The organism is Geodermatophilus sp. SYSU D01180, from assembly GCF_054050415.1.
In genome coordinates this window covers 34,934-56,464 of record NZ_JBJGZH010000002.1, presented here as the reverse complement: position 1 = coordinate 56,464, position 21,531 = coordinate 34,934, and the positions used below count along the sequence as shown (strand labels likewise).

Below are 21,531 nucleotides of genomic sequence, written 5' to 3'. Positions count from 1 at the left end.
CACACATCACACGGCGCGCTCGGGGAGCCGGTGGGGCCGTGCTGACCGTCGACCGGCTGCAGGTGAGCTACGGCGGCGTGGTGCAGGCCGTCCGGGGCGTGTCGATGGAGGTCCCCGACGGCTCGGTCGTGGCCGTGCTCGGGAGCAACGGCGCCGGCAAGACCACACTGCTGCGCACCGTCTCCGGGACGCTGCGGCTGCACCGCGGCCGGGTCGACGCTGGCACGGTGCGCTTCGAGGACACCGACCTCACCCGCCGCGATCCCGGCCAGATCGTGCGCCGGGGCGTCGTCCAGGTGCCGGAGGGACGGCGGATCTTCGGCCGGCTCACCGTCGAGGAGAACCTGCGCGCCGGCGGCATGGGCAACCGCGATCGCGCCGCCAAGGCCCGGGCCGTCACCCGCGTGCACGACCTGTTCCCGGTGCTGCGCGAGCGCGCCGGGCAGCGCGCCGGGCTGCTGTCCGGCGGGGAGCAGCAGATGCTCGCCATCGGCCGCGCGCTCATGGCCAGCCCGCGGCTGCTGCTGCTCGACGAGCCGTCCCTGGGCCTGGCGCCCCGCGTCATCGGCCAGATGGGCGAGGTGATCGCCGAGATCAACCGGCAGGGGACGTCGGTGCTGCTGGTCGAGCAGAACGCGACGATGGCCCTCGGCGTCGCCGACCGCGCCTACGTCCTCGACGTCGGCGAGGTGTCCCTGTCCGGCGACGCCCGCGAGCTCGCCGCCACCGACGAGGTGCAGCGGCTCTACCTCGGCCACACCGGCGCCGAGCCCGCCGCCGAGCGTGTCGAGCGGGCGCCCCGCCGCACCCTCTCGCGGTGGACGGCGTGACCGCGGCGACCACCCGGGACGACGTCCCGCCGGTCGAGGTCGACGGCGTCAGCGTCGCCTTCGGCGCGATCAAGGCGCTCAACGACGTCTCGTTCACCGTCGCCCCGGGTGCCATCCACGCCGTCATCGGTCCCAACGGCGCCGGCAAGTCGACGCTGTTCAACGTCCTGTCCGGCGTCTACCGGGCCAGCGCCGGGGAGGTCCGGTTCGGCGAGGCCCGCCTGAGCGCGATGCGGCCGTTCCAGATCGCCGACGTCGGCGTGGCCCGCGCGTTCCAGAACATCGCGCTGTCGGGCACGCAGACGGTGGCCGAGAACCTCATGCTCGGCCGCCACCACCTCACCAGGGCGGGCTTCCTGTCCTCCGGGCTGCGTCTGCCGCGGGCCACCCGGGAGGGGCGGGTGCACGGCGAGCGCATCCGGGAGATCGCGGAGTTCCTCGACCTCGGCGCCAAGCTGCACACCCCGGTCGGGGTGCTGTCCTACGGCGACCAGAAGCGGGTCGAGGTGGCCCGGGCGCTGTGCATCGAGCCCCGGCTGCTGCTGCTCGACGAGCCGGTCGCCGGGATGAACGCCCAGGAGACCGACCGGATGGCCGACGCGATCCGGGAGATCCGCTCGGCGCTGGGGATCTCGGTCATCCTCGTCGAGCACGACATGGGGATGGTCATGTCGCTGGCCGACCGGGTGACCGTCCTCGACTTCGGCCGCCGCATCGCCGACGGCACCCCGGCGGAGGTCCAGTCCGACCCCGAGGTCATCCGCGCCTACCTGGGGTCGGGCACCGAGGTCGGGCCGGTCGAGGCCGCCGGCCACCACACCGCCGGACACCACACCGCCGCCCAGCACCCCGCCGAGCAGTCCACCGCCGAGCAGTCCACCGCCCACGGCGCCACCGCCACCGACGCCCCGGGGAGCCGGCCGTGACCCAGTTCCTGTCCCTGCTGCTCAACGGCATCTCGCTGGGCGCCATCTACGCGCTCATCGCGCTCGGGTTCGTGATCATCTTCAAGGCCAGCGAGGTGGTCAGCTTCACCCACGGGTCGCTGCTGCTGCTCGGCGCCTACACCATCGCGCGGCTGTCGGACCCGATCGGCTTCCTGCCCGCGGTGCTCGTCGGCGTCGGGTTCACGGCGCTGGCGGCGTTCCTCGTCGAGCGGCTGGTCATCAACCAGCTCCGCGGCACCGCGGTGATCAGCCTGGCGATCGTCACCATCGGCGTGGACATCATCATCCTGACCGAGCTGATCCGGCAGATCGGCCCGGACATCCTCAACGTCCCGCACCCGTGGGGCGGCGACTCGATCCGCATCGGCAGCGTCGGCATCAGCGAGAACCGGCTGATCGCCATGGGCGTGGCCGGCGTCCTCATCGCCGCGTTCTTCGTCGCCTTCAAGTACTCCAGCTGGGGCGTGGCGATGCGCGCCTCGGCCGAGGACGGCGAGGCGGCCGCGCTCATGGGCATCCGGCAGGGCCGGGTGTCGGCGCTGGCCTGGATCGTCGCCGGGGTCCTCGCCGCGGTGGCGGCGCTGTTCCTCGTCGGCGCCCCGACCCCGGGCGTGAGCGCGGCGGCCTACACGGTCGCGCTGCGCGCCTTCCCCGCGGCGATCCTCGGCGGCCTGGACTCCACCGGCGGCGCGCTGGTCGGCGGGCTGCTCATCGGCATCACCGAGGCGCTGGTGGCCGGCTACCAGGAGGAGCTGTCCTTCCTCGGTCGCGGGTTCGGCGAGGTCGCGCCCTACGTCGTGATGATCATCGTGCTGCTGGTCCGCCCCTCCGGCCTGTTCGGGACCAAGGAGCTGACACGTGTCTGACACCCTCTCCGCCCCCGCCGGGGCCCGGCGGACCGCGGCCGCGGACACGGCCGGGGCCGGCCGCTCCCCGCTGCAGCGGTGGCTCCGGCCGGTGCTGCTCGTGGCGGCCCTGGTCGTGCTGCTGGTGCTGCCGCTGTACGTCGAGGAGTTCTGGCTGCGCACCGGCTTCGCCGTCGCCGGCGCCATCGTCGGCGCGATCGGGCTGAACCTGCTGGTCGGCACCAGCGGCCAGCTGTCGCTGGCGCACGCGTTCTTCCTCGCCGTCGGCGCGACCACCTACACCTACGTCTCCGGCGAGTCCGGCGGCCTGGGCACCCGGGCGGCGCTGCGCGGCCTGGAGCTGCCGCCGATCGTCGGCATGGTCCTCGGGGTGCTGCTGGCCGGCCTGGCCGGGCTGTTGTTCAGCCCGATCGCGGCGCGGCTGCGCGGCATCTACCTCGGCGTCGCCTCGCTCGGGCTGGTGTTCATCGGCGTCCACGTGCTCAACACCTGGACACCGGTGACCGGCGGGTTCAACGGCCGCAACGTGCCGGAGTTCTCGCTGTTCGGGTTCTCCTTCGGCAACGACGACCCGCTGCTGTTCGTCCTCGGCGTCCCGTTCCGGGAGGCCGAGCGGCTGTGGTACCTCGGCCTGGTCCTCGCGCTGGCCGCCTACGTGTTCGCCCGCAACCTGCTGCGCAGCCGGCCCGGCCGGGCGCTGGAGACGCTGCGCGACAGCGAGGTCGCCGCCTCGGTCATGGGCGTCAACGTGCAGGCCTACAAGGCGCGGGTGTTCATGGTCAGCTCCATGTACGCGGGGCTGTCCGGGGTGATGTACGCGCTGTCGATCGGCAGCATCGCGCCGGAGTCCTTCGGCCTGACCGTCTCGGTGCTGTACCTGGCGATGATCGTGCTCGGCGGGCTCGGCTCGGTGGGCGGCGCGGCGCTGGGCGCCCTGTTCGTCACGGCCCTGCCGCTGGTGTTCCAGCAGTACGCCGACGTGCTGCCGATCGTCAGCGCCCCCGGCGAGGGCGGGATCAACGCCGGCATCGCCGCCCGCTACCTGTTCGGCCTCGCGATCGTCCTCGTCGTCCTCTTCGAGCCCGGCGGCCTGGTCGGGATCGCCCACCGCTTCCGCCGCCGGGGACGCAGACCCGGCCGCGGATCCCCGAGCGCCACACCGGGCTCGGGTGCGAGCACCACCGTCCCCGACCGGTCAGAACCACCAGCGCAAGGGAGCAGCAGCAGATGAGAGCAGGCACGCGTCTCCGGGGGGCCACGGTCCTGGCCGCCGTCGCCGTCGTCGCAGCGAGCGGCTGCAGCACCAAGGCACCGGACAGCGGGGGCGGTGGCGGGGGAGGGGGCGGCGGTGAGGACGTCACCACCGACGTCGGCATCGAGGGCACCACCATCCGGCTCGGCGTGCTCACCGACCTGACCGGCGTCTTCGCCGCGCTCGGCCAGGACATCACCAACGCCAACACCCTGTACTGGCAGGACAACCAGGTCTGCGACACCTACGACGTCGAGCTCGACGTCCAGGACACCGGCTACGTGCCGCAGACCGGCGTGCAGCTCTACAGCGGCATGAAGGACAGCATCCTGGCGATGCAGCAGACGATCGGCTCGCCGATCAACACCGCGCTGGCGGCGGACTACGAGGCCGACACGATCGTCAACTTCCCGTCGGCCTGGGCCCGCACGCTCACCGAGATCCCGGGCACCGGCGTCCTCGGCGCCACCTACGACGTCGAGATCGCCAACGGCTACCAGTACCTGTTCGACCAGGGGCTGCTGCAGGACGGTGCGACCGTCGGGCACATCTACTTCGAGGGCGAGTACGGGGAGAACGGCCTGGCCGGCAGTGAGGCCGTCGCCGAGGCCCGCGGCCTGGAGGTGATCCCGGCGCAGATCAAGTCCACCGACCAGGACATGTCCGCGCAGGTCACCCAGTTCGCCTCGGCCGGCGTCGACGCGATCGTGCTGACCGTCGCGCCGACGCAGACCGCCTCGGTGGCCGCGGTGGCGCAGGCGGCGGGCCTCGACGTCCCGATCCTCGGCAGCAACCCGGTGTTCGCGCCGGGCCTGCTGCAGGGGGCGTCGGCGCAGTGGCTGAAGGACCACCTCTACGTGGCCTCGCCGGTCACCTCGTGGGCCTCGCAGCCCGAGCTGCTCGAGGAGTACCAGGCCGCCTACCCCGAGGCGACCAACCCCAGCCCCGGCGCGATCTTCGGCTACGCGATGGGCAATGTGATGAACCAGGTCCTCGACGCGGCCTGCGACGCGGGCGACCTGACCCGCGAGGGCGTTCTCGCCGCGTTCGGTGAGCTCGAGGACGTCGACACCGGCGGGCTGCTGGTGCCGATCAACGGGTTCGAGACCGGGGTGTCGCCCAGCACGCAGAGCATCATCCTGCGGCCGGCCGACGTCCCCGGCGGCGCCGAGGTCGTCCAGGAGGCGTTCGAGGGCGAGCTCGCCACCCAGCTCGCCGGCTAGGTACCTCCCGCACGGCCACCGGCGCCCGTCCCCTGGAGGGGCGGGCGCCGGTGCCGTCTACAGGCCCAGCCGCTTGGCGATGACCTCGTTCATGATCTCGGTGGTCCCGCCGCCGATGCCGAGGATGCGGGCGTCGCGGTAGTGCCGCTCCACCTCCGACTCCCGCATGTAGCCCAGGCCGCCGAACACCTGCACCGCCTGGTCGACGACGGAGTCGCAGGCGGCCACGGCGGTGTTCTTGGCCATCGACACCTCGGTGACGACGTCCTCGCCGGCGAGCCGGCGCTGCACCACCGCGCGGGTGTAGGTGCGGGCGACGTCGACCTCCCGGGCCATCTCGGCGAGCTTGTGCCGGATGACCTGGCGGGAGGCCAGCGGCCGGCCGAACGTCTCCCGCTGCCGCACCCAGTCCAGCGCCAGGTCCAGGCAGCGGGCCGCGGTGGCGTAGGCCTGCACCGCCAGGCTCAGCCGCTCGGACTGGAACTGCCGCATGATCTGCACGAAGCCGCTGTTCTCCGGCCCGACCAGGTTCGCCGCCGGCACCCGGACGCCGGTGAAGGACAGCTCGGCGGTGTCCGAGCAGCGCCAGCCCATCTTGTCCAGCCGCCGGCCGACGGTGAACCCCGGCGTGCCCTTGTCGACCACCAGCAGCGAGATGCCGGCGTGACCCGGGCCGCCGGTGCGGACGGCGGTGGTGACGAAGTCGGCCCGCACGCCGCTGGTGATGTAGGTCTTGGCGCCGTCGACCACGTACTCGTCGCCGTCGCGCACCGCCCGGGTGCGCAGCGACGCGACGTCGGATCCGGCGTCGGGCTCGGTCACCCCGAGCGAGCCGATGAGCTCGCCGGCCAGCGTCGGGCGGACGTAGCGGTCGACCAGCTCCGGGGAGCCGTTCGCCACGACGTGCGGCAGCGCGATGCCGTGCGTGAACAGGCTCGCCGCCACCCCGGTCGAGCCGCCGCCGAGCAGCAGCTCCTCGGTGACGATCGCCGAGTCGATCGCGTCGCCGCCCGCGCCGCCGACCTCCTCCGGGAACGCGACGCCGAGCAGCCCGGCGGCGGCCGCCCGGCGGTGCAGCTCCCGCGGCAGCTCGCCGGCGGTCTCCCACTCCTCGACGTGCGGGGCGATCTCGCGGGCCACGAAGGCACGGGCCAGCCGCCGCAGCGCGACCCGCTCGGGCGTGGTCCACGGGTCGGCGGCGAGCGCGGCCGTCGTCACCGCTGCACGGCCTCCTCGGCGCCGCCGTACTCCTTGCGCAGCGTCGTCTTGAGCACCTTGCCGGTCGCGTTGCGCGGCAGCTCCGGCACGAACTCCACCCGGGTCGGGCACTTGAAGTGCGCCAGCCGCTCCCGCGCGTAGCCCAGCAGCTCCTCGGCCGTGGCCTCGGCGTCCTCGCCCAGGGCGACGACGGCGACCGGCGTCTCGCCCCAGCGCGGGTCCGGCACCCCGACGACGGCGACCTCGCGCACCGCCGGGTGCCGGTAGAGCACCTGCTCGACCTCGATCGGGTACACGTTCTCGCCGCCCGAGATGATCATGTCCTTCTTGCGGTCGACCAGGGTCACGAAGCCCTCGGCGTCCATCCGGCCGAGGTCGCCGGTGTGGAACCAGCCGTTGCGGAACGCCTGCGCCGTCGCCTCGGGCAGCCCCCAGTAGCCGGCGAACACGTTGGGCCCGCGCACTACGAGCTCGCCGACGACGTCGGTGGCGACGTCCCGGTCGTCCTCGTCGACGATCCGCGCCTCCACGTGCATGAGCGCCCGGCCGATCGAGCCGGCCTTCTCCTTGACGTGGTCGGCGTCGAGGATCGACACCGCCGGCGCGGTCTCGGTCATGCCGAAGCCCTCCTGGAAGGGCAGGCCCTTGCCCTGGAAGAACTCGATGACCGGCAGCGGGCACGGCGCGCCGCCGGTGACGGCCAGCTCCAGCGCCGACAGGTCGTGCCGGTCGAAGTCGGGGACCGCGCTCAGCGCTGCCCACATCGCCGGGACGAGGAACTGCACGGTCGCCCGCGACCGCGCCATCGCCTCGAGGGTCTGCGGCGGGTCGAACGACGGCAGGACCACGTTGGTGCCGCCCAGGTACAGCAGCGGCAGCGTGTGCACGCCGAGCCCGCCGATGTGGAACATCGGCGCGACCGTCACGGTCACGTCGCTCTCCTCGAGCCCGCGGCCGAAGGACAGGACGTTGACGACGTTCCAGAAGTGGTTGTCGTGGGTGAGCATCGCGCCCTTGGGGCGGCCGGTCGTGCCGGAGGTGTACATCAGGCAGGACAGGTCGCTGCCGGCGACGTCGGTGCCCAGCGCCCGCGGCTCGCCGGAGGTCAGCAGCGGCTCGAAGGCGAGCTCGCCGTCGCCCGCCTCGCCGTCGGCGACGACCCGGTGGCGCACGCGGACGCCCTCGGCGCCCAGCGCGGCGCGGGCGACCGGCGCCAGAGGCCCGGACCAGACGAAGACGTCGGCGCCGGAGTCGGCGAGCAGGTAGCTGACCTCCGGCGGCGCCAGGCGCAGGTTCATCGGCACGAAGACCGCGCCGAGCTTGGCGGTGGCGAACATGGTCTCGAGGAACGCGGGGCTGTTGAGCAGCAGCCCGGCCACCCGGTCGCCCTGCCGGACGCCGAGGTCGCGCAGCGCGCGGGCGAGGGAGTCGGTGCGCCGGTCGAAGTCGGTGTAGGTGAGCCGCCGCTCCCCGGACACCAGGGCGGTGCGGTCCCCGGAGAGGAACGCCCGCCGCGTCGGCCAGCTGCCGATGCCCCTGTCCATGTCTGCCCTCTCCCGCGCTGCTGTGGCCTGGGTCACGGAGTCTGTCGAGGACCTGACGCGGTCGTCAACTGCCCGCGGCGTGTGTCAGGCTGCCGGGGCCCGAGGACGCGGAGGTGGGGCGATGACCGGCACGCAGGCCGGCGCGGGGCAGGACCAGCTCCCCGTGACCGACCGGGGACGGCGCACCCGGGCTGCGCTGCTGCAGGCCGGCCGCGAGCTGTTCGAGGAGCGCGGCTTCGCCGACGTCCGGATCGACGCGGTGTCCGAGCGGGCCGGCGTCTCGCACGGCACCTTCTACACCTGGTTCGACTCCAAGGAGTCGCTGCTGCGGGCGATCGTCGCGGTCGTCGTGGAGGACCTGTTCACCGCCACCGCGGTGGGCCCGCGGCTGCCGGCCGACGCCCCCTACGAGCGGATCGAGGCGGCCAACCGGCTGTACCTGACCGCGGTCACCCGGCACGCCCGGATCCTGCGCGTCCTGGACTCGCTGGCCGACACCCGGGAGGAGTTCCGGCGGCTGCGGGTCGACGTCCGGGAGGCCTTCGTGCGGCGCGGCATGGAGGGCCTGGAGCGGCTGCAGGAGGTGGGGCTCGCCGACGCCTCCCTGCCGCCGCGCGCCACCGCCAGCGCGCTCGGCGCGATGGTCGAGTCCTTCGCGCACCTGTGGCAGGACCCGGTGGAGGACCTCGACGAGGACGCCGCCGTCGAGGTGCTCACCCGGCTGTGGGCCGGCGCCATCGGCCTGCCCCGCTCGGCCTGGCCCGCCTGACCGCTACGTGCCGGCCGCCCAGGAGGGGCGGCGCTTCTCCAGCAGCGCGGTGATGCCCTCGCGCGCCTCGGCCGAGCCGAACCGCTCCGCCGACAGCGCGGCCATCCGGTCGAGGTCCTCCTGCAGGCCGGCGCCGGGCAGCTCGCGCAGCAGCCGCTTGGTGACGGCGAGCGCCTCCGGGGCGCCGAGCGCCAGCTGCGCCACCAGGGCGTCGACCGTGGCGTCGAGCTCCCCCTCGGCCACCGCGCGGTCGAGCAGGCCGGCCTCGCGGGCGCGGGCGCCGTGGAAGGGCTCGCCGGTGAGGAACAGCTCGCGCGCCGCCCGCGGGTCCATCCGCCGCAGGCAGGGGACGGCGATGAGCGCCGGCGCGACCCCGATGCGGACCTCGCTGAAGCCGAACGTCGCCCCGGCCAGGCCGACGGCGAGGTCGCAGGCCGCGATCAGCCCGAGCCCCCCGGCGCGGGCGGCACCGTTGACCCGCGCCACCACGGGCTTCGGCCCCTCCATCAGCAGGGTGAGGACCTCCGGCAGGCCGACCGGCCCGGGACCGCCGCCGGCGCGCTGCTCCCTGAGGTCGGCGCCGGAGCAGAACACCGGCCCGGCGCCGGTGAGCACCAGCACCCGCACCGCGTCGTCGGCCAGCGCCTCCCGCAGCGCGGCGTGCAGCTGCTCGAGCAGCACCCGGGACAGCGCGTTGCGGTTGGGCGGGGAGTCCAGCGTCACCACCGCTGCCGGCCCGCGGCGGGCGACGGTGACCAGGGGCGCGTCAGCCACGGAACTCGTCGCGCAGCTCGTGCTTCTGGATCTTGCCGGTGGCGGTCTTCGGCAGCCCGGTGCGGACCTCGATGCGCTTGGGCACCTGGAAGCCGGCCAGGTGCGCCCGGCAGTGGGCGAGCAGCCGCTCGGCGAGTGCCCCGGGGTCGGCGTCCGGGTCGGTCGGCACGACGACGCCAGTGACCGCCTCGCCCCAGCGCTCGTCGGGGACGCCGATCACGGCGGCCTCGACGACCTCCGGGGACGCCAGCAGCACCCGCTCCACCTCGACGGAGGAGACGTTCTCCCCGCCGGTCTTGACCATGTCCTTGACCCGGTCGGTGAACCAGACGACGCCCTCGTCGTCGAGGTGGCCGACGTCGCCGGAGTGGAACCAGCCGTGCGCGAACGCGGCGGTGTTGGCCGCCGGGTCGTTCCAGTACCCGCTCATGACGTGCGGGCCCCGGTAGACGATCTCGCCGGTCTCACCGGGCGGCAGCAGGCGGCCCGCCGGGTCCATGATCCGCGTGTCCACGGTGACCGTGGACGGCCCCCACGACGCGGCCTTCGTCTCCTGGTGCGAGGGCCACTGGAAGACCGTGGCCGGCACGCACTCGGTCTGCCCGGAGCCCAGCAGCACCCTGGCGTTCGGGAACGCGGCCGCGATCGCGGTGATCCGCTCCTGCGGCATCGGGGCCATCGCGTAGATGCACAGCTGCACCGAGGACAGGTCCCGCGTCCGGATGCCCGGGGAGGCGAGCAGCGCGGCGTACATCATCGGCAGCAGCATCAGGTGGGTCGCCCGGCGGCGCTCGACCACCTCCAGGAAGCCCTCGGGGTCGAAGCCGCCGGGCAGCACCGCGGTGCCGCCGGTCAGCAGGACCGGCAGCAGCAGGGTGTCCAGCGCGGTGGTGTGGAACAGCGGCAGCACGATCGGCAGCACCGAGAACTCGTCGCCGCGCCGGTGGCCGACCTGCAGCGCGTTGCTCAGCACGCCGACGTGCACCGCCAGGTGGCTGGTCAGCACGCCCTTGGGCCGGGCGGTGGTGCCCGAGGTGTAGAGGCAGTGCACGGTGTCGCGGTCGTCGACGAGCACCTGCACCGGCGTCGGGTCGGCGGCGACGTCGTCCCAGCGCAGCACGTCCCGGCCGGCGACCTGCGCCGGGGCGTCCCCGGTGACGACCACGCGCGTGACCGCCGGCAGCCCGGGCAGCACGGCCTCGAGCAGCGGCAGGAACACCGGGTCGGCGACGACGGTCTCCGTGCCCGAGTCGGCGAGGATCCAGGCGACGTCCTCGGGCGCGAGCACCAGGTTGACCGGCAGCGCGACCAGCCCGGCCTTGGCGCAGCCGAAGAAGCTCGCGGCGAAGCGCCACGAGTTGCCGAGCAGGAAGGCCACCGGCTCCTGGTGCCGCACGCCGGCGTCGAGCAGGCCGCGGCCGAACGCCTCGGCGGCCGCGTCGAGGCGGGCGTAGGTGACCTCCTCCTCGCCGTCGACGATCGCGGTGCGGCCGGCGAACAGCTGCGCGGAGCGGGTCAGCACGTCGCCCACCGAGAACCGGGTGGCGAGGTTCAGCTCCAGGGGGTCGATCCCGGACAGGTCAGGACGCACCGCGGTCTCCTCCGTTCTCGGGGGCTGTCGGGGTGACGACCGCGAGCACCGCGCCCGTCTCCACCTGCGCGCCCACGCCGGCGTGCAGGGAGGTGACCACCCCGTCGGAAGGTGCGACGACGGGGTGCTCCATCTTCATGGCCTCGAGGACCAGCACCAGCTGCCCCGCGCGGACCTCGTCGCCCTCGGCCACGGCCACCCGCGTGACCGCGCCGGGCATGCCGGCGGTGAGCGAGCCGGGGGCCACCGCGGCGGACGGCTCGGGGAAGCGCGGCAGCTCGGTGAGCGTCGTCGCGCCGTCGGGGCCGTCGACGAAGCTGCGGTCGCCGTCGACGTGCACCTCGTAGGTGCCGCGCAGCCCGCCGGTCTCGACGTCGAGCCGCACCCGTCCGTGGCCGGTGACCGCGGTGCCGAGGACCGCGAGGTCCACCGGCTGGCCGTCCACGTCGGCGGTGACGCCGTCGCGGTGCAGCCGGTAGTGCACGGTGCCGGCGTCGAAGGCGGTGGTCTGCGGCACCGTGGGGTTGTTGCGCCAGCCCGAGGGGAGGCCGGCCAGCACCAGCGCGGCCGCCCGCCGCAGCGCCGCCCCCGCCAGCGCGGCGGCGACGGCGTGCACGCGGCGGCCGGCGTCGTCGACCAGCGGGGCGGCGAGGACGTCGAGGCCGTGCCGGTCGAGGAAGCCGGTGTCGGTCTCCCCGGCGAGGAACGCCTCGGAGCGCAGCACCCGCACGAGCAGGTCGCGGTTGGTGGTCAGCCCGTGCAGCCGGGCGCGGGCGAGCGCGCCGGCCAGCGCGAGTGCCGCGGACGAGCGGTCCGGCGCCCAGGCGACGACCTTGGCGAGCATCGGGTCGTAGTGCACGCCGACCTCGTCGCCCGTGCGGAAGCCGCTGTCCAGCCGGATGCCCGGCCCGGGCGGCGTGCGGAACTCCGCGTCGGCGGCGAGCGCGAACTCGGCCAGCCGGCCCGACTGCGGCAGCCAGTCGCGCGCCGGGTCCTCGGCGTACAGGCGCACCTCGATGGCGGCGCCGGACAGCGTCGGCGAGACCGCCTCCGGGGGCAGCGGGCGGCCGGCGGCGACGTCGAACTGCAGCCGGACCAGGTCCAGGCCGGTGACCGCCTCGGTGACCGGGTGCTCGACCTGCAGCCGGGTGTTCATCTCGAGGAACCAGAAGTCCCCGCCCTCGTCGAGCAGGAACTCCACGGTGCCCGCGCCGACGTAGCCGATCGCCCGCGCGGCGGCCACCGCGGCGTCCTGCAGCCGCTGCCGGAGCCCCGGCCCGACGGCGGGGGAGGGCGCCTCCTCGACCACCTTCTGGTGCCGGCGCTGGATGGAGCACTCCCGCTCGAACAGCGCCACGGTGGTGCCCTGCCGGTCGCCGAACACCTGCACCTCGACGTGTCGCGGCCGCTCGACCAGCCGCTCGAGGAACACCGTGCCGTCGCCGAACGCCGACGCCGCCTCCCGGCCGGCGCCCTCCACGGCCTCGGCGAGCTCCGCGGGCCCGCGGACGGTCCGCATGCCGCGCCCGCCGCCGCCGAAGGAGGCCTTCACCAGCAGCGGGTAGCCGACCTCCCCGGCGGCCTTCTCCAGCGTGTCGCCGGACAGGCCGGTGGCGTCCACGCTGGGCAGCACCGGCACCCCGGCCCGGCCCATGAGCTCCTTGGCGGCGAGCTTGCTGCCCATCGCCTCGACGGCGTCGGGGTCCGGCCCGACGAACACCAGCCCGGCGTCCTGCACGGCCCGCGCGAAGTCGGCGTTCTCGGAGAGGAAGCCGTAGCCGGGGTGCACGCAGTCCGCGCCGGCGCGCAGCGCCGCGGCCACCACCAGGTCGGCGCGCAGGTAGGTCTCGGCGGGCGTGTTCCCGGGCAGCCGGACCGCGACGTCGGCCTCGGCCACGAACGGCGCCCCGGCGTCGGCGTCGGAGTACACGGCCACGGTGCGCAGGCCCGTCGCGCGGGCGGTGGCGACCACCCGCCGGGCGATCTCACCCCGGTTGGCGACCAGGACGCAGTGGAAGGACCCGCTCCTCCCCACCCCTCGCAAGCTCGGGGCGGTGCCCTGGAGCGGGCCGGAAAGACCTTCGGTCACAGCCGGAACACCCCCCATCCGTCGTGCAGTCCTCGGACCGGGGCGTTGTGGACGGCCGAGAGGGCGAGGCCGAGGACGGTGCGGGTGTCGCGGGGGTCGATGATGCCGTCGTCGTAGAGCCGGCCGGAGAGGAACAGCGCCAGCGACTCGGCCTCGATCTGCTGCTCCACCGCCGCGCGCATCGCGGCCGCGGCCTCCTCGTCGTAGTCGCGGCCGCGGGCCCGGGCGCTGGCCCGGCCGACGATGTCGAGGACGCCGGCCAGCTGGGCCGGGCCCATGACCGCGCTCTTGGCGTTGGGCCAGGTGAACAGGAAGCGGGGCTCGTAGGCCCGGCCGCACATGCCGTAGTTGCCGGCGCCGTAGGAGGCGCCGATGTTCACGGTGAGGTGCGGGACGGTGCTGTTGGACACCGCGTTGATCATCTGCGAGCCGGCCTTGATGATCCCGTCCTGCTCGTACTCGGTGCCCACCATGTAGCCGGTGGTGTTCTGCAGGAACAGCAGCGGGGTGTCGGTCTGGTTGGCCAGCTGGATGAACTGGGCGGCCTTCTCGGCGTCCTGCCGGAACAGCACGCCGCGGGCGTTGGCCAGCACGCCGACCGGGTAGCCGTGGATGCTCGCCCACCCGGTGACCAGCGAGGTGCCGTAGAGCGGCTTGTGCTCGTCGAACCGGCTGCCGTCGACGACGCGGGCCAGGACGTCGCGCGGGTCCAGCGGCTGCCGGAGGTCGGCCGGGGCGAGGTCGAGCAGCTCCTCGGGGTCGTGCAGCGGCGGGTCGGCCGGCCGGGAGGGGCCGGGGCCCTGCTTGCGCCAGTTGAGGTTCCGCACGATCCGCCGGCCGATCCGGATGGCGTCGACCTCGTCGACGGCGAGGTGGTCGGCGCTGCCGGAGACCCGCGCGTGCATCGCCGCGCCGCCGAGGGACTCCTCGTCGGCCTCCTCGCCGGTGGCCATCTTCACCAGCGGCGGTCCGGCGAGGAACACCTTGCTGCGGTCCTCGATCATCACGACGTGGTCGCTCATCCCGGGCACGTACGCGCCGCCGGCGGTCGAGTTGCCGAAGACCAGCGCGACGGTCGGGATGCCGGCGGCCGAGAGCCGGGTGAGGTCGCGGAAGCCGCGGCCGCCGGGGATGAAGATCTCCGACTGCGTCGGCAGGTCGGCGCCGCCGGACTCCACCAGGCTGATGAATGGCAGCCGGTTGACCCGCGCGACGTCGTGCGCCCGGGCGGACTTGCGCAGCGTGTACGGGTTGGACGTGCCGCCCCGGACGGTCGGGTCGTTGGCCGAGACCACCACCTCGACGCCCTCGACGACGCCGATGCCGGTGACCGTGCTCGCCCCGACCGGGAAGTCGGTGCCCCACGCGGCGTAGGGGGACAGCTCCAGGAACGGGCTGTCGCGGTCCAGCAGCAGCTCGATCCGCTCGCGCGCGGTGAGCTTGCCGCGCTGGCGGTGCCGGGCCAGCGCCTTCTCGCCGCCGCCGGCGGTGGCCAGGCGGAGCTGTTCCTCCAGCTCGGCCAGCCGCTCGAGCATCGCGGCGCGGTTGCCCGCCGCGCGGTCGTCCAGGACCGTCATCCGTCTCCCTCCGGGGGCAGCAGGCGCGCGGGGACGTCGACCACGCGGGAGCGCAGCCACTCGCCCACGGCCTTGGCCTGCGGGTCGAACCGGGTCCCCGCGGCGACGCCGTCGCCGAGCAGCCCGGGCAGCTGGAACAGCAGCGCCCGCAGTCCGGGCAGCAGCTCGCGGGTGACCGGGAGCGCGGCGGCCTCGGGGAGCAGCGCGCGCAGCCGGTCGGGGGTGAGGAAGGCGGCCAGCCAGGCGAAGCCGTCGTCGTCGCGGGCCCAGACGCCGAGGGTGGCCGCGCCGCCCTTGTCGCCGCTGCGTGCGCCGGCCACCCGGCCGAGCGGGACGCGCCGGGTCGGCCCGTCGTCGTCCCACGGGGGCGGCCCCGCCGGCTCGGGGACGCCGTCGGCCGCCGCGGCGGGGACGGCCGACGGCAGCGTCTCGGTGGTCCCGTCGGGCAGCCCGACCACCTGCGGCACCTCGACGGCCGGCACCCAGGCGGCGGAGTAGACGCCGTACGGGGACGGGCTCGGCGGCGCCGAGGTGGCGTGGAAGCCGGGGATGCTGGCCAGGCCCAGCTCGATGACCGGCACCGTGAACGCCTTGCCGACCTTCCGGCGGTCGCGGTCCTTGACCGTGACGTGCAGCAGCGCCGCGGCCTCCTCCTGCACGGCGGCGTCGGGGGAGTCGGTGCGGGCGAGGGTGATGGTGACGTCCTCGATGCCCTCGAGCGCCGGGGCCAGCTGGCGGCGCAGCAGCTCGGCCTTGCGCTCCACCTCCAGGCCGGTCAGCGGCAGGGTCATCGCGTTGCGGAAGCCGCCGAGCCGGTTGACCGCGACCTTGAGCAGCCCCTCCGGCGGCAGCCCGCGCGCGCCGGAGACCTCCACCCGGTCGGGGCCGGCCTGGCGCAGCCGCAGCGTGTCGAAGCGGGTGACCACGTCGGGCCCGCCGTAGCGGCTGCCGGTGAGCTCGTACAGCAGCTGCTCGGTGACCGTCCCGACCGTCACCGCGCCGCCGGTGCCGGGGTGCTTGGTGATGACCGCCGTGCCGTCGGCGGCGATCTCCGCGAGCGGGAAGCCGACGTGGTCCAGCGCCGCGGGGTCGGCGTCGAGCAGCTCGGTGAAGAAGCTGTGGTTGCCGCCGGTCGCCTGCGCGCCGCACTCGAGCACGTGCCCGGCCACGGTGGCGCCGGCCAGCGCGTCGAGGTCGGCCGTGCCCCGGTCGTCGCCGCCCCAGCCGTGGTGCCAGGCGGCCGGCCCGACGACGAGGCTCGCGTCGGTCACCCGGCCGGTGACGACGACGTCCGCGCCGGCCTGCAGCGCCCGCACGATGCCGCGGCAGCCCAGGTAGGCGTTGGCGGTGAGCGCGTCGCCGACGTCGCGGTCACCCGGCGGGCGGTCGCCGGCGCGCAGCCGGCCGCGCAACCCGCCGAGGCGGGGGAGCAGGTCGTCCCCGCCGACGGTCGCCACCCGCACCGGCAGCCCGAGCCGCTCCCCGAGCGCGGTGACCGCCGCAGCCAGGCCCTGCGGGTTGAGGCCGCCGGCGTTGGCCACGACGCGGACGCCGCGCTCCAGCGCGGTGCCCAGGCACTCCTCCAACTGGGACAGGAAGCTGCGCGCCCACCCCGCCGACGGGTCCTCGGCCTTCTGCCGGCCGAGGATGAGCATGGTCAGCTCGGCCAGGTAGTCGCCGGTGAGGACGTCGACCTCGCCGCCGTCGAGCATCTCGCGCATCGCCGCGTGCCGGTCGCCGTAGAACCCGGACACGTTGGCCACCCGCAGCGGCGCCGTCACCGCAGCGGCTCCCGCCCGGCGCCGGGCGGGCCGGCGAAGGCCTGCGCGATGCCCGCCCACTCCTGCGCCGCGGCCCCGGTGACCTCGAGGTCCAGGTCGTCGCGGTGCCGGCGCTGGGTGACCAGCAGGCAGAAGTCCAGCGCGGTCCCGCGGACGACGTCGTCGGCGTCCTCGGGCCCCCAGGTCCACGCCTCGCCGCCCGGGCCGGTCAGCTCGACCCGCACCGGCCGGTCGGGCACCGGCAGGCCGCGGACGGCGTGGGCGAACGGCCGGGCGCGCACGCCGATCTCGGCGACCGACCGCAGCCGGGCGGTCGGCTCCCGGGTCTGGCCGAGCGCGTCGACGACGTCCTGCCCGTGCGCCCAGGTCTCCATCAGCCGGGCGGTCACGAACGACGCCGGGCTCATCGGCGGCCCGAACCACGGCACCCGCACGCCGGGGTCGCCCGCGCGCAGGGCCGCGGCCAGCGCCGCCCGGCCGGCCCGCCAGGCGGCCAGCACGTCGGCCGGGGCATCGGCGCGGCCCTCGCGGGTCAGCCGCTCCACGTAGTCGCCCGCGCCCTCCCCGAGGCCGGCCACCAGCGCGCGGAAGCCGTCCGGGTCGGTGACGGCGAGCAGCGCGTCCCGGTCGAAGAACCGCAGGTGGTTGACGGTGTCGCGGACGTCCCAGCCGGCCGCCGGGGTGGGGGTGAGCCAGGCGGCGTCGTCGAGCGGGGCGACCCGCGCGTCGAGGTCGGCGGACTCGGCGTCGAGGTCGTCGACCAGCGCCTGCAGCAGCGGGGCGCCGCTCACGCGTCGAACCCGTCCATCCGGGCGAGCACCTGCAGCATGACCTCGTCGGCGCCGCCGCCGATCGAGGCCAGCCGGCTGTCCCGGAAGAACCGCGAGGTCCAGGTCTCCTCCATGTAGCCCATGCCGCCGTGGAACTGCAGGCAGGCGTCGGCCACCTCGCGCAGCAGCCGGCCGGCGGTCAGCTTGGCCACCGTGGCCGCCCGGGTGGTGTCCTCGCCGTCCACGTACGCCTGCGCGCACGCGTAGTTGTGCGACTGCAGCAGGTCGACCTGCGCCGACAGCTCGGTCAGCCGGAAGACGACGTACTGGTTGGCCGCGAGCGGCCGGCCGAACGCCTGCCGCTGCCGCAGGTACTCGCGGGTGCGCTCCAGCGCGTGCCGGCAGCTGCCCACCGCGCCGTAGGCGGCGAACATCCGCTCGACGACGAACTGCGCCATCTGCTGCTGGAAGCCGCGGCCGACCGTGCCGATGGTGTTCGACACCGGCACCCGCACGTCGTCGAAGAACAGCTCGGCGGTGTCGGAGGAGCGGTTGCCGAGCTTGTCCAGCTTCCGGGAGACCGAGAACCCCGGGGTGTCGGTGGGCACGACGATCTGGCTCATCCCGCGGTGGCCGCCCTCGTCGGAGGTGCGGGCCAGCAGGCACAGCCAGTCGGCCTGGGTGCCGTTGGTGATGTAGAGCTTGCTGCCGTTGATCACCCACTCGTCGCCGTCCTGCACGGCGCGGGTGCGCAGCCCGGCGACGTCGGAGCCGGCGCCGGGCTCGGTGACGGCGATCGAGCAGACCGCGGTGCCGCGGATCGCGGGCTCCAGGTAGCGGCGCTTGAGCTCGTCGCTGCCGAACTCGTGCAGCGACGGCGTGGCCATCATCGTCTGCACCCCGATCGCCATCGGGACGCCGGCGCAGCCGGACCGGTGCAGCTCCTCGCAGAGGATGACGCTGAACAGGTGGTCGGCGCCCTGCCCGCCGTACTCGGGGTCGTACTCCAGGCCCAGCAGGCCGAGCTCGCCGAGCGTGGGGAACAGCTCGTGCGCCGGGAAGGTGCCGGCCCGCTCCCACTCGTCGACGTGCGGGGCGATCTCCCGCTCGACGACGTCGCGCACCGTCTTCCGGAACGCGGTGTGCTCGCTGGTGAAGCGCATGGGGACCCCCGGCGGAGGCGGCGCGGCGCGGGCCGCGGCCGGACTTGACGTTGGCGTCAGGTCTATCAGGATGGTGTGACCTGCACAACGATCGGAGGGTGCCGTGAGGCTGGGGCTGTCGCTGGGCTACTGGGGTGCCGGCCCGCCGCCGGGTCAGGCGGGGCTGGTCGCGCTGGCCGAGGACCTCGGCTTCGACTCGGTGTGGACGGCGGAGGCCTACGGGTCCGACGCGCTCACCCCGCTGGCGTGGCTGGGCAGCCGGACGACGCGGCTGCGGCTGGGCACCGGCGTCGTCCAGATCTCGGCGCGGACGCCGACCGCCACCGCGATGGCCGCGCTGACGCTGGACCACCTCTCCGGCGGGCGCTTCGTCCTCGGCCTCGGCGTCTCCGGCCCCCAGGTGGTCGAGGGCTGGTACGGCCAGCCCTATCCGCGGCCGCTGGCCCGCACCCGCGAGTACGTGGCGGTGCTCCGGCAGGCCTTCGCCCGTGAGGTGGTCCGGCTCGACGGCGAGCAGTACCGCATCCCGTTCCCCGGCGGCACCGGCCTGGGCAAGGCGCTGCGGCCGACCGTCCACCCGCTGCGGGCCGACGTCCCGGTGCTGCTCGCCGCCGAGGGCCCGAAGAACGTCGCGCTGGCCGCGGAGGTCGCCGACGGCTGGATCCCGCTGTTCTACTCACCGCACGACGACGCCCACTACCGCGCGGCACTCGCCGAGGGCTTCGCCCGCCCCGGCGCCCGCCGCACCGCGGACGGCTTCGAGGTGGCCTGCACGGTGCCGGTGGAGGTCGACGACGACGTCGACGCCGCGGCCGACCGGGTGCGCCCGATGATCGCCCTCTACGTCGGCGGCATGGGCGCCCGCGGGGTGAACTTCCACTACGAGGTCTTCGCCCGGATGGGGTTCGAGGCCGAGTGCGCCCGCATCCAGGAGCTCTACCTGGCCGGCGCCAAGGCCGAGGCGGTCGCGGCCGTGCCGCTGGCGATGGTCGAGAAGGTGGCCCTCGTCGGCCCCCGCGCCAAGATCGCCGACGACCTCGCGGCGTGGGAGGCGTCGCTGGTCACCACGATGCTCGTCTCCGGGTCGCCGGAGACGCTGCGGACGATGGCCGAGCTGGCCGGCTGAGTGGCGGTCCGCCGCCCGGGTGCCACGATGCGGGGCGTGGCACAGACCGGCGGCACCGCGTTCGTCCTCGGCGGCGGCGGGGTGCTCGGCGCGGCCGAGGTCGGCATGCTGCAGGCGCTGCTCGAGCGCGGCGTCCGGCCCGACCTGGTGGTGGGCACCTCGGTGGGCGCGATCAACGGGGCGCTCGTCGCCGCCGACCCGACGCCGGCCGCGGTGGACCGGCTGCGCGGGGTGTGGGAGGAGCTGGCCTCCCGGCGGGTGTTCGCCGGGTCGGTGCTCGGCCGGGTCGGCACGCTGGTCCGGACCCGCACGCACCTGCACCCGCGCGAGCCGCTGCGGGAGATGCTCGAGGACGCCCTGCCGGTCCGGACGTTCGGGGAGCTGCGCGTCCCGTTCCAGTGCGTGGCGGCGAGCATCGAGCGGGCGGCCGAGCACTGGTTCGCCGACGGTGACCTGGTCGACGCGGTGCTCGCCTCCTGCGCCGTCCCCGGGCTGCTGCCGCCGGTGGAGATCGACGGCGAGCACTACCTCGACGGCGGCCTGGTGCACAGCATCCCGGTCGGCCGCGCGGTGGCGCTGGGCGCCGCCACCGTCCACGTGCTGCACGTCGGGCGGATCGACCGGCCGCTGTCCCCGCCGTCCCGGCCGTGGGAGGTCGCCACCGTCGCCTTCGAGATCGCCCGCCGGCACCGGTTCACCGCCGACCTCGCCACGCTGCCGGAGGGGGTCACGGTGCACGTGCTGCCGGCCGGGGACCCGGACCCGCCGGGGGCGGCCAACCTGCGCTACCGCGACTTCTCCGGCGTGCCGGCCCGCATCGAGCGGGCCCGCGCCGCGGCGGGGGAGTACCTGGACCGGGTCGCCGCCGGCCGGGGTGGGGTGGTCTGAGGTGCTGCCCCCGCGCCGCGTCCGCCGGGTCGCCGGCCCGCTGCTGGTCGGCGTGCTCGCGATCGCCGTCCTCCTGCTGCCCGTCCTCGTCGTCGTCGCGGTGCTCGTCTCGTTCTTCCTGCCCGGGCGGCTGCGCGCGCTGCGGCTGCTCTGCTTCGCGCTGGTCTACCTCGGCCTCGAGGTGGCCGGGCTGGCCGCCGCGGCGGTGCTGTGGGTGGCCGCCGGACTCGGCCGCCGGCTGGACTCCCCGCGCTCCCGGGCGGCGCACTACACGGTGCTGCGGGTGCTGCTCGACGTGCTGATGCGGACCGCGCAGCGGCTGTTCGCGCTCCGGCTGGTCACCGACGGCGACTCGTGGTCGCCGCTGGACGACGGCGTGCCCGGCTCGACCAACGCGATGGTGGTGCTCTCCCGGCACGCCGGCCCCGGCGACTCGTTCCTGCTGGTGCACACGCTGATGAACCGCGACCACCTGCGCCAGCCGCGGATCGTGCTCAAGGACGTGATGCAGCTGGACCCGCTGGTCGACGTCTACCTCAACCGGCTGCCCAACTCCTTCGTCCCCGCCGACCCGGCGGCCGGGCGCAGCCCGGAGGAGGCGATCGCCGTCCTCGCCCGCGATCTGGGTGAGGAGGACGCGCTGCTGATCTTCCCCGAGGGCGCGAACTACACCCCGCGGCGCAAGGTGCGGGCCCTCCAGCGGCTGCGCGAGCGCGGGTTGCTCGCGGCGGTGCGGCGGGCCGAGGCGATGCGCAACCTGCTGCCCCCGCGCCCGGGCGGCGTGGTCGCGGCGCTGCAGGCCGCCCCGCACGCCGACGTCGTCCTCGTCGCGCACACCGGGCTGGAGCACCTGAGCACGGTCCGGGACGTGTGGCGGGGGCTGCCCATCGACAAGACGCTGCACCTGCGGTGGTGGTTCGTCCCGGCCGCGGAGGTGCCGCGCGGCGAGGCGGAGCTGACCGACTGGCTCTACCGCTGGTGGGAGACCATCGACGACTGGATCAGCACGACCTCGGCGACGGTCAGATGACCGATGCCCCGCCGGCCGCGGGGCAACGAGCGTGGGAGGCGGAGCCCGCACCCCCGAGGAGGTCGCCATGACCGGGTCACCAACGCCATCGAC

18 protein-coding genes are annotated in these 21,531 nt (G+C 74.9%); 9 read left to right on the top strand and 9 right to left on the bottom strand.

Going from position 1 to position 21,531, the window contains the following annotated elements; translation table 11 throughout:
• The first annotated feature begins 38 nt into the window (after nt 1–38).
• From ACI8AA_RS03010 to ACI8AA_RS02990, 5 genes are read left to right on the top strand one after another with little or no spacing between them, the layout of a single operon-like run.
• Nucleotides 39–830, top strand: a complete 792-nt coding sequence (locus ACI8AA_RS03010) for an ABC transporter ATP-binding protein (RefSeq protein ID WP_457043037.1) — start codon at nt 39–41, stop codon at nt 828–830.
• The gene (locus tag ACI8AA_RS03005; protein WP_457043036.1) at nt 818–1,756 is read left to right on the top strand and encodes an ABC transporter ATP-binding protein; all 939 of its coding nucleotides are present in this window, start codon (nt 818–820) and stop codon (nt 1,754–1,756) included. The genes ACI8AA_RS03010 and ACI8AA_RS03005 overlap by 13 nt, the downstream gene beginning before the upstream one ends.
• Entirely contained in the window at nt 1,753–2,643 is an 891-nt protein-coding gene (locus ACI8AA_RS03000; RefSeq protein ID WP_457043035.1) for a branched-chain amino acid ABC transporter permease, read from the top strand. Before ACI8AA_RS03005 ends, ACI8AA_RS03000 begins: the two co-directional genes overlap by 4 nt.
• Nucleotides 2,636–3,874 carry a branched-chain amino acid ABC transporter permease gene (locus ACI8AA_RS02995; RefSeq protein WP_457043034.1) on the top strand — a complete coding sequence of 413 codons (1,239 nt, stop codon included), beginning with the start codon at nt 2,636–2,638 and terminating at the stop codon, nt 3,872–3,874. Before ACI8AA_RS03000 ends, ACI8AA_RS02995 begins: the two co-directional genes overlap by 8 nt.
• Nucleotides 3,871–5,118, top strand: a complete 1,248-nt coding sequence (locus ACI8AA_RS02990; protein ID WP_457043033.1) for an ABC transporter substrate-binding protein — start codon at nt 3,871–3,873, stop codon at nt 5,116–5,118. The genes ACI8AA_RS02995 and ACI8AA_RS02990 overlap by 4 nt, the downstream gene beginning before the upstream one ends.
• A 57-nt stretch (nt 5,119–5,175) precedes the next feature.
• Here the strand turns inward: ACI8AA_RS02990 and ACI8AA_RS02985 are convergent, their stop codons facing one another.
• Entirely contained in the window at nt 5,176–6,336 is a 1,161-nt protein-coding gene (locus ACI8AA_RS02985) for an acyl-CoA dehydrogenase family protein (protein ID WP_457043032.1), read from the bottom strand.
• The gene (locus tag ACI8AA_RS02980; RefSeq protein WP_457043031.1) at nt 6,333–7,880 is read right to left on the bottom strand and encodes an acyl-CoA synthetase; all 1,548 of its coding nucleotides are present in this window, start codon (nt 7,878–7,880) and stop codon (nt 6,333–6,335) included. The genes ACI8AA_RS02985 and ACI8AA_RS02980 overlap by 4 nt, the downstream gene beginning before the upstream one ends.
• A gap of 121 nt (nt 7,881–8,001) precedes the next feature.
• Between ACI8AA_RS02980 and ACI8AA_RS02975 the strand changes: the two genes are divergently transcribed.
• Entirely contained in the window at nt 8,002–8,649 is a 648-nt protein-coding gene (locus ACI8AA_RS02975; RefSeq protein ID WP_457043030.1) for a TetR/AcrR family transcriptional regulator, read from the top strand.
• Nucleotides 8,650–8,652: 3 nt separating this feature from the next.
• On the opposite strand, the gene ACI8AA_RS02970 is transcribed toward ACI8AA_RS02975, so the two are convergent.
• From ACI8AA_RS02970 to ACI8AA_RS02940, 7 genes are read right to left on the bottom strand one after another with little or no spacing between them, the layout of a single operon-like run.
• Nucleotides 8,653–9,423, bottom strand: coding sequence for an enoyl-CoA hydratase-related protein (locus ACI8AA_RS02970; protein WP_457043029.1), 771 nt, complete (start codon nt 9,421–9,423; stop codon nt 8,653–8,655).
• Nucleotides 9,416–11,014 (bottom strand): class I adenylate-forming enzyme family protein, encoded by a 1,599-nt coding sequence (locus ACI8AA_RS02965; RefSeq protein WP_457043028.1) that lies wholly within the window; start codon nt 11,012–11,014, stop codon nt 9,416–9,418. The genes ACI8AA_RS02970 and ACI8AA_RS02965 overlap by 8 nt, the downstream gene beginning before the upstream one ends.
• A complete protein-coding gene (locus ACI8AA_RS02960) occupies nt 11,004–13,049 on the bottom strand; it encodes an acetyl/propionyl/methylcrotonyl-CoA carboxylase subunit alpha (protein ID WP_457043027.1) in 2,046 nt (681 codons plus the stop codon). Before ACI8AA_RS02960 ends, ACI8AA_RS02965 begins: the two co-directional genes overlap by 11 nt.
• Nucleotides 13,050–13,099: 50 nt before the next feature.
• Nucleotides 13,100–14,680, bottom strand: a complete 1,581-nt coding sequence (locus ACI8AA_RS02955) for an acyl-CoA carboxylase subunit beta (protein WP_457043026.1) — start codon at nt 14,678–14,680, stop codon at nt 13,100–13,102.
• Entirely contained in the window at nt 14,677–16,461 is a 1,785-nt protein-coding gene (locus ACI8AA_RS02950) for an acyclic terpene utilization AtuA family protein (protein ID WP_457043025.1), read from the bottom strand. The genes ACI8AA_RS02955 and ACI8AA_RS02950 overlap by 4 nt, the downstream gene beginning before the upstream one ends.
• Nucleotides 16,458–17,252 (bottom strand): TIGR03084 family metal-binding protein, encoded by a 795-nt coding sequence (locus ACI8AA_RS02945; RefSeq protein ID WP_457043024.1) that lies wholly within the window; start codon nt 17,250–17,252, stop codon nt 16,458–16,460. The genes ACI8AA_RS02950 and ACI8AA_RS02945 overlap by 4 nt, the downstream gene beginning before the upstream one ends.
• Nucleotides 17,249–18,394, bottom strand: coding sequence for an acyl-CoA dehydrogenase family protein (locus ACI8AA_RS02940; protein ID WP_457043023.1), 1,146 nt, complete (start codon nt 18,392–18,394; stop codon nt 17,249–17,251). Before ACI8AA_RS02940 ends, ACI8AA_RS02945 begins: the two co-directional genes overlap by 4 nt.
• 103 nt (nt 18,395–18,497) lie before the next feature.
• Here ACI8AA_RS02940 and ACI8AA_RS02935 point away from each other — a divergent pair, with 103 nt between their 5' ends.
• From ACI8AA_RS02935 to ACI8AA_RS02925, 3 genes are read left to right on the top strand one after another with little or no spacing between them, the layout of a single operon-like run.
• Nucleotides 18,498–19,520, top strand: coding sequence for an LLM class F420-dependent oxidoreductase (locus ACI8AA_RS02935; RefSeq protein ID WP_457043022.1), 1,023 nt, complete (start codon nt 18,498–18,500; stop codon nt 19,518–19,520).
• A 36-nt stretch (nt 19,521–19,556) separates the two neighbouring features.
• The gene (locus ACI8AA_RS02930) at nt 19,557–20,408 is read left to right on the top strand and encodes a patatin-like phospholipase family protein (protein WP_457043021.1); all 852 of its coding nucleotides are present in this window, start codon (nt 19,557–19,559) and stop codon (nt 20,406–20,408) included.
• Between the two features lies 1 nt (nt 20,409).
• Nucleotides 20,410–21,438: a lysophospholipid acyltransferase family protein gene (locus ACI8AA_RS02925; RefSeq protein WP_457043020.1), complete on the top strand. Its 1,029-nt coding sequence runs from the start codon at nt 20,410–20,412 to the stop codon at nt 21,436–21,438.
• Nucleotides 21,439–21,531: the final 93 nt, after the last annotated feature.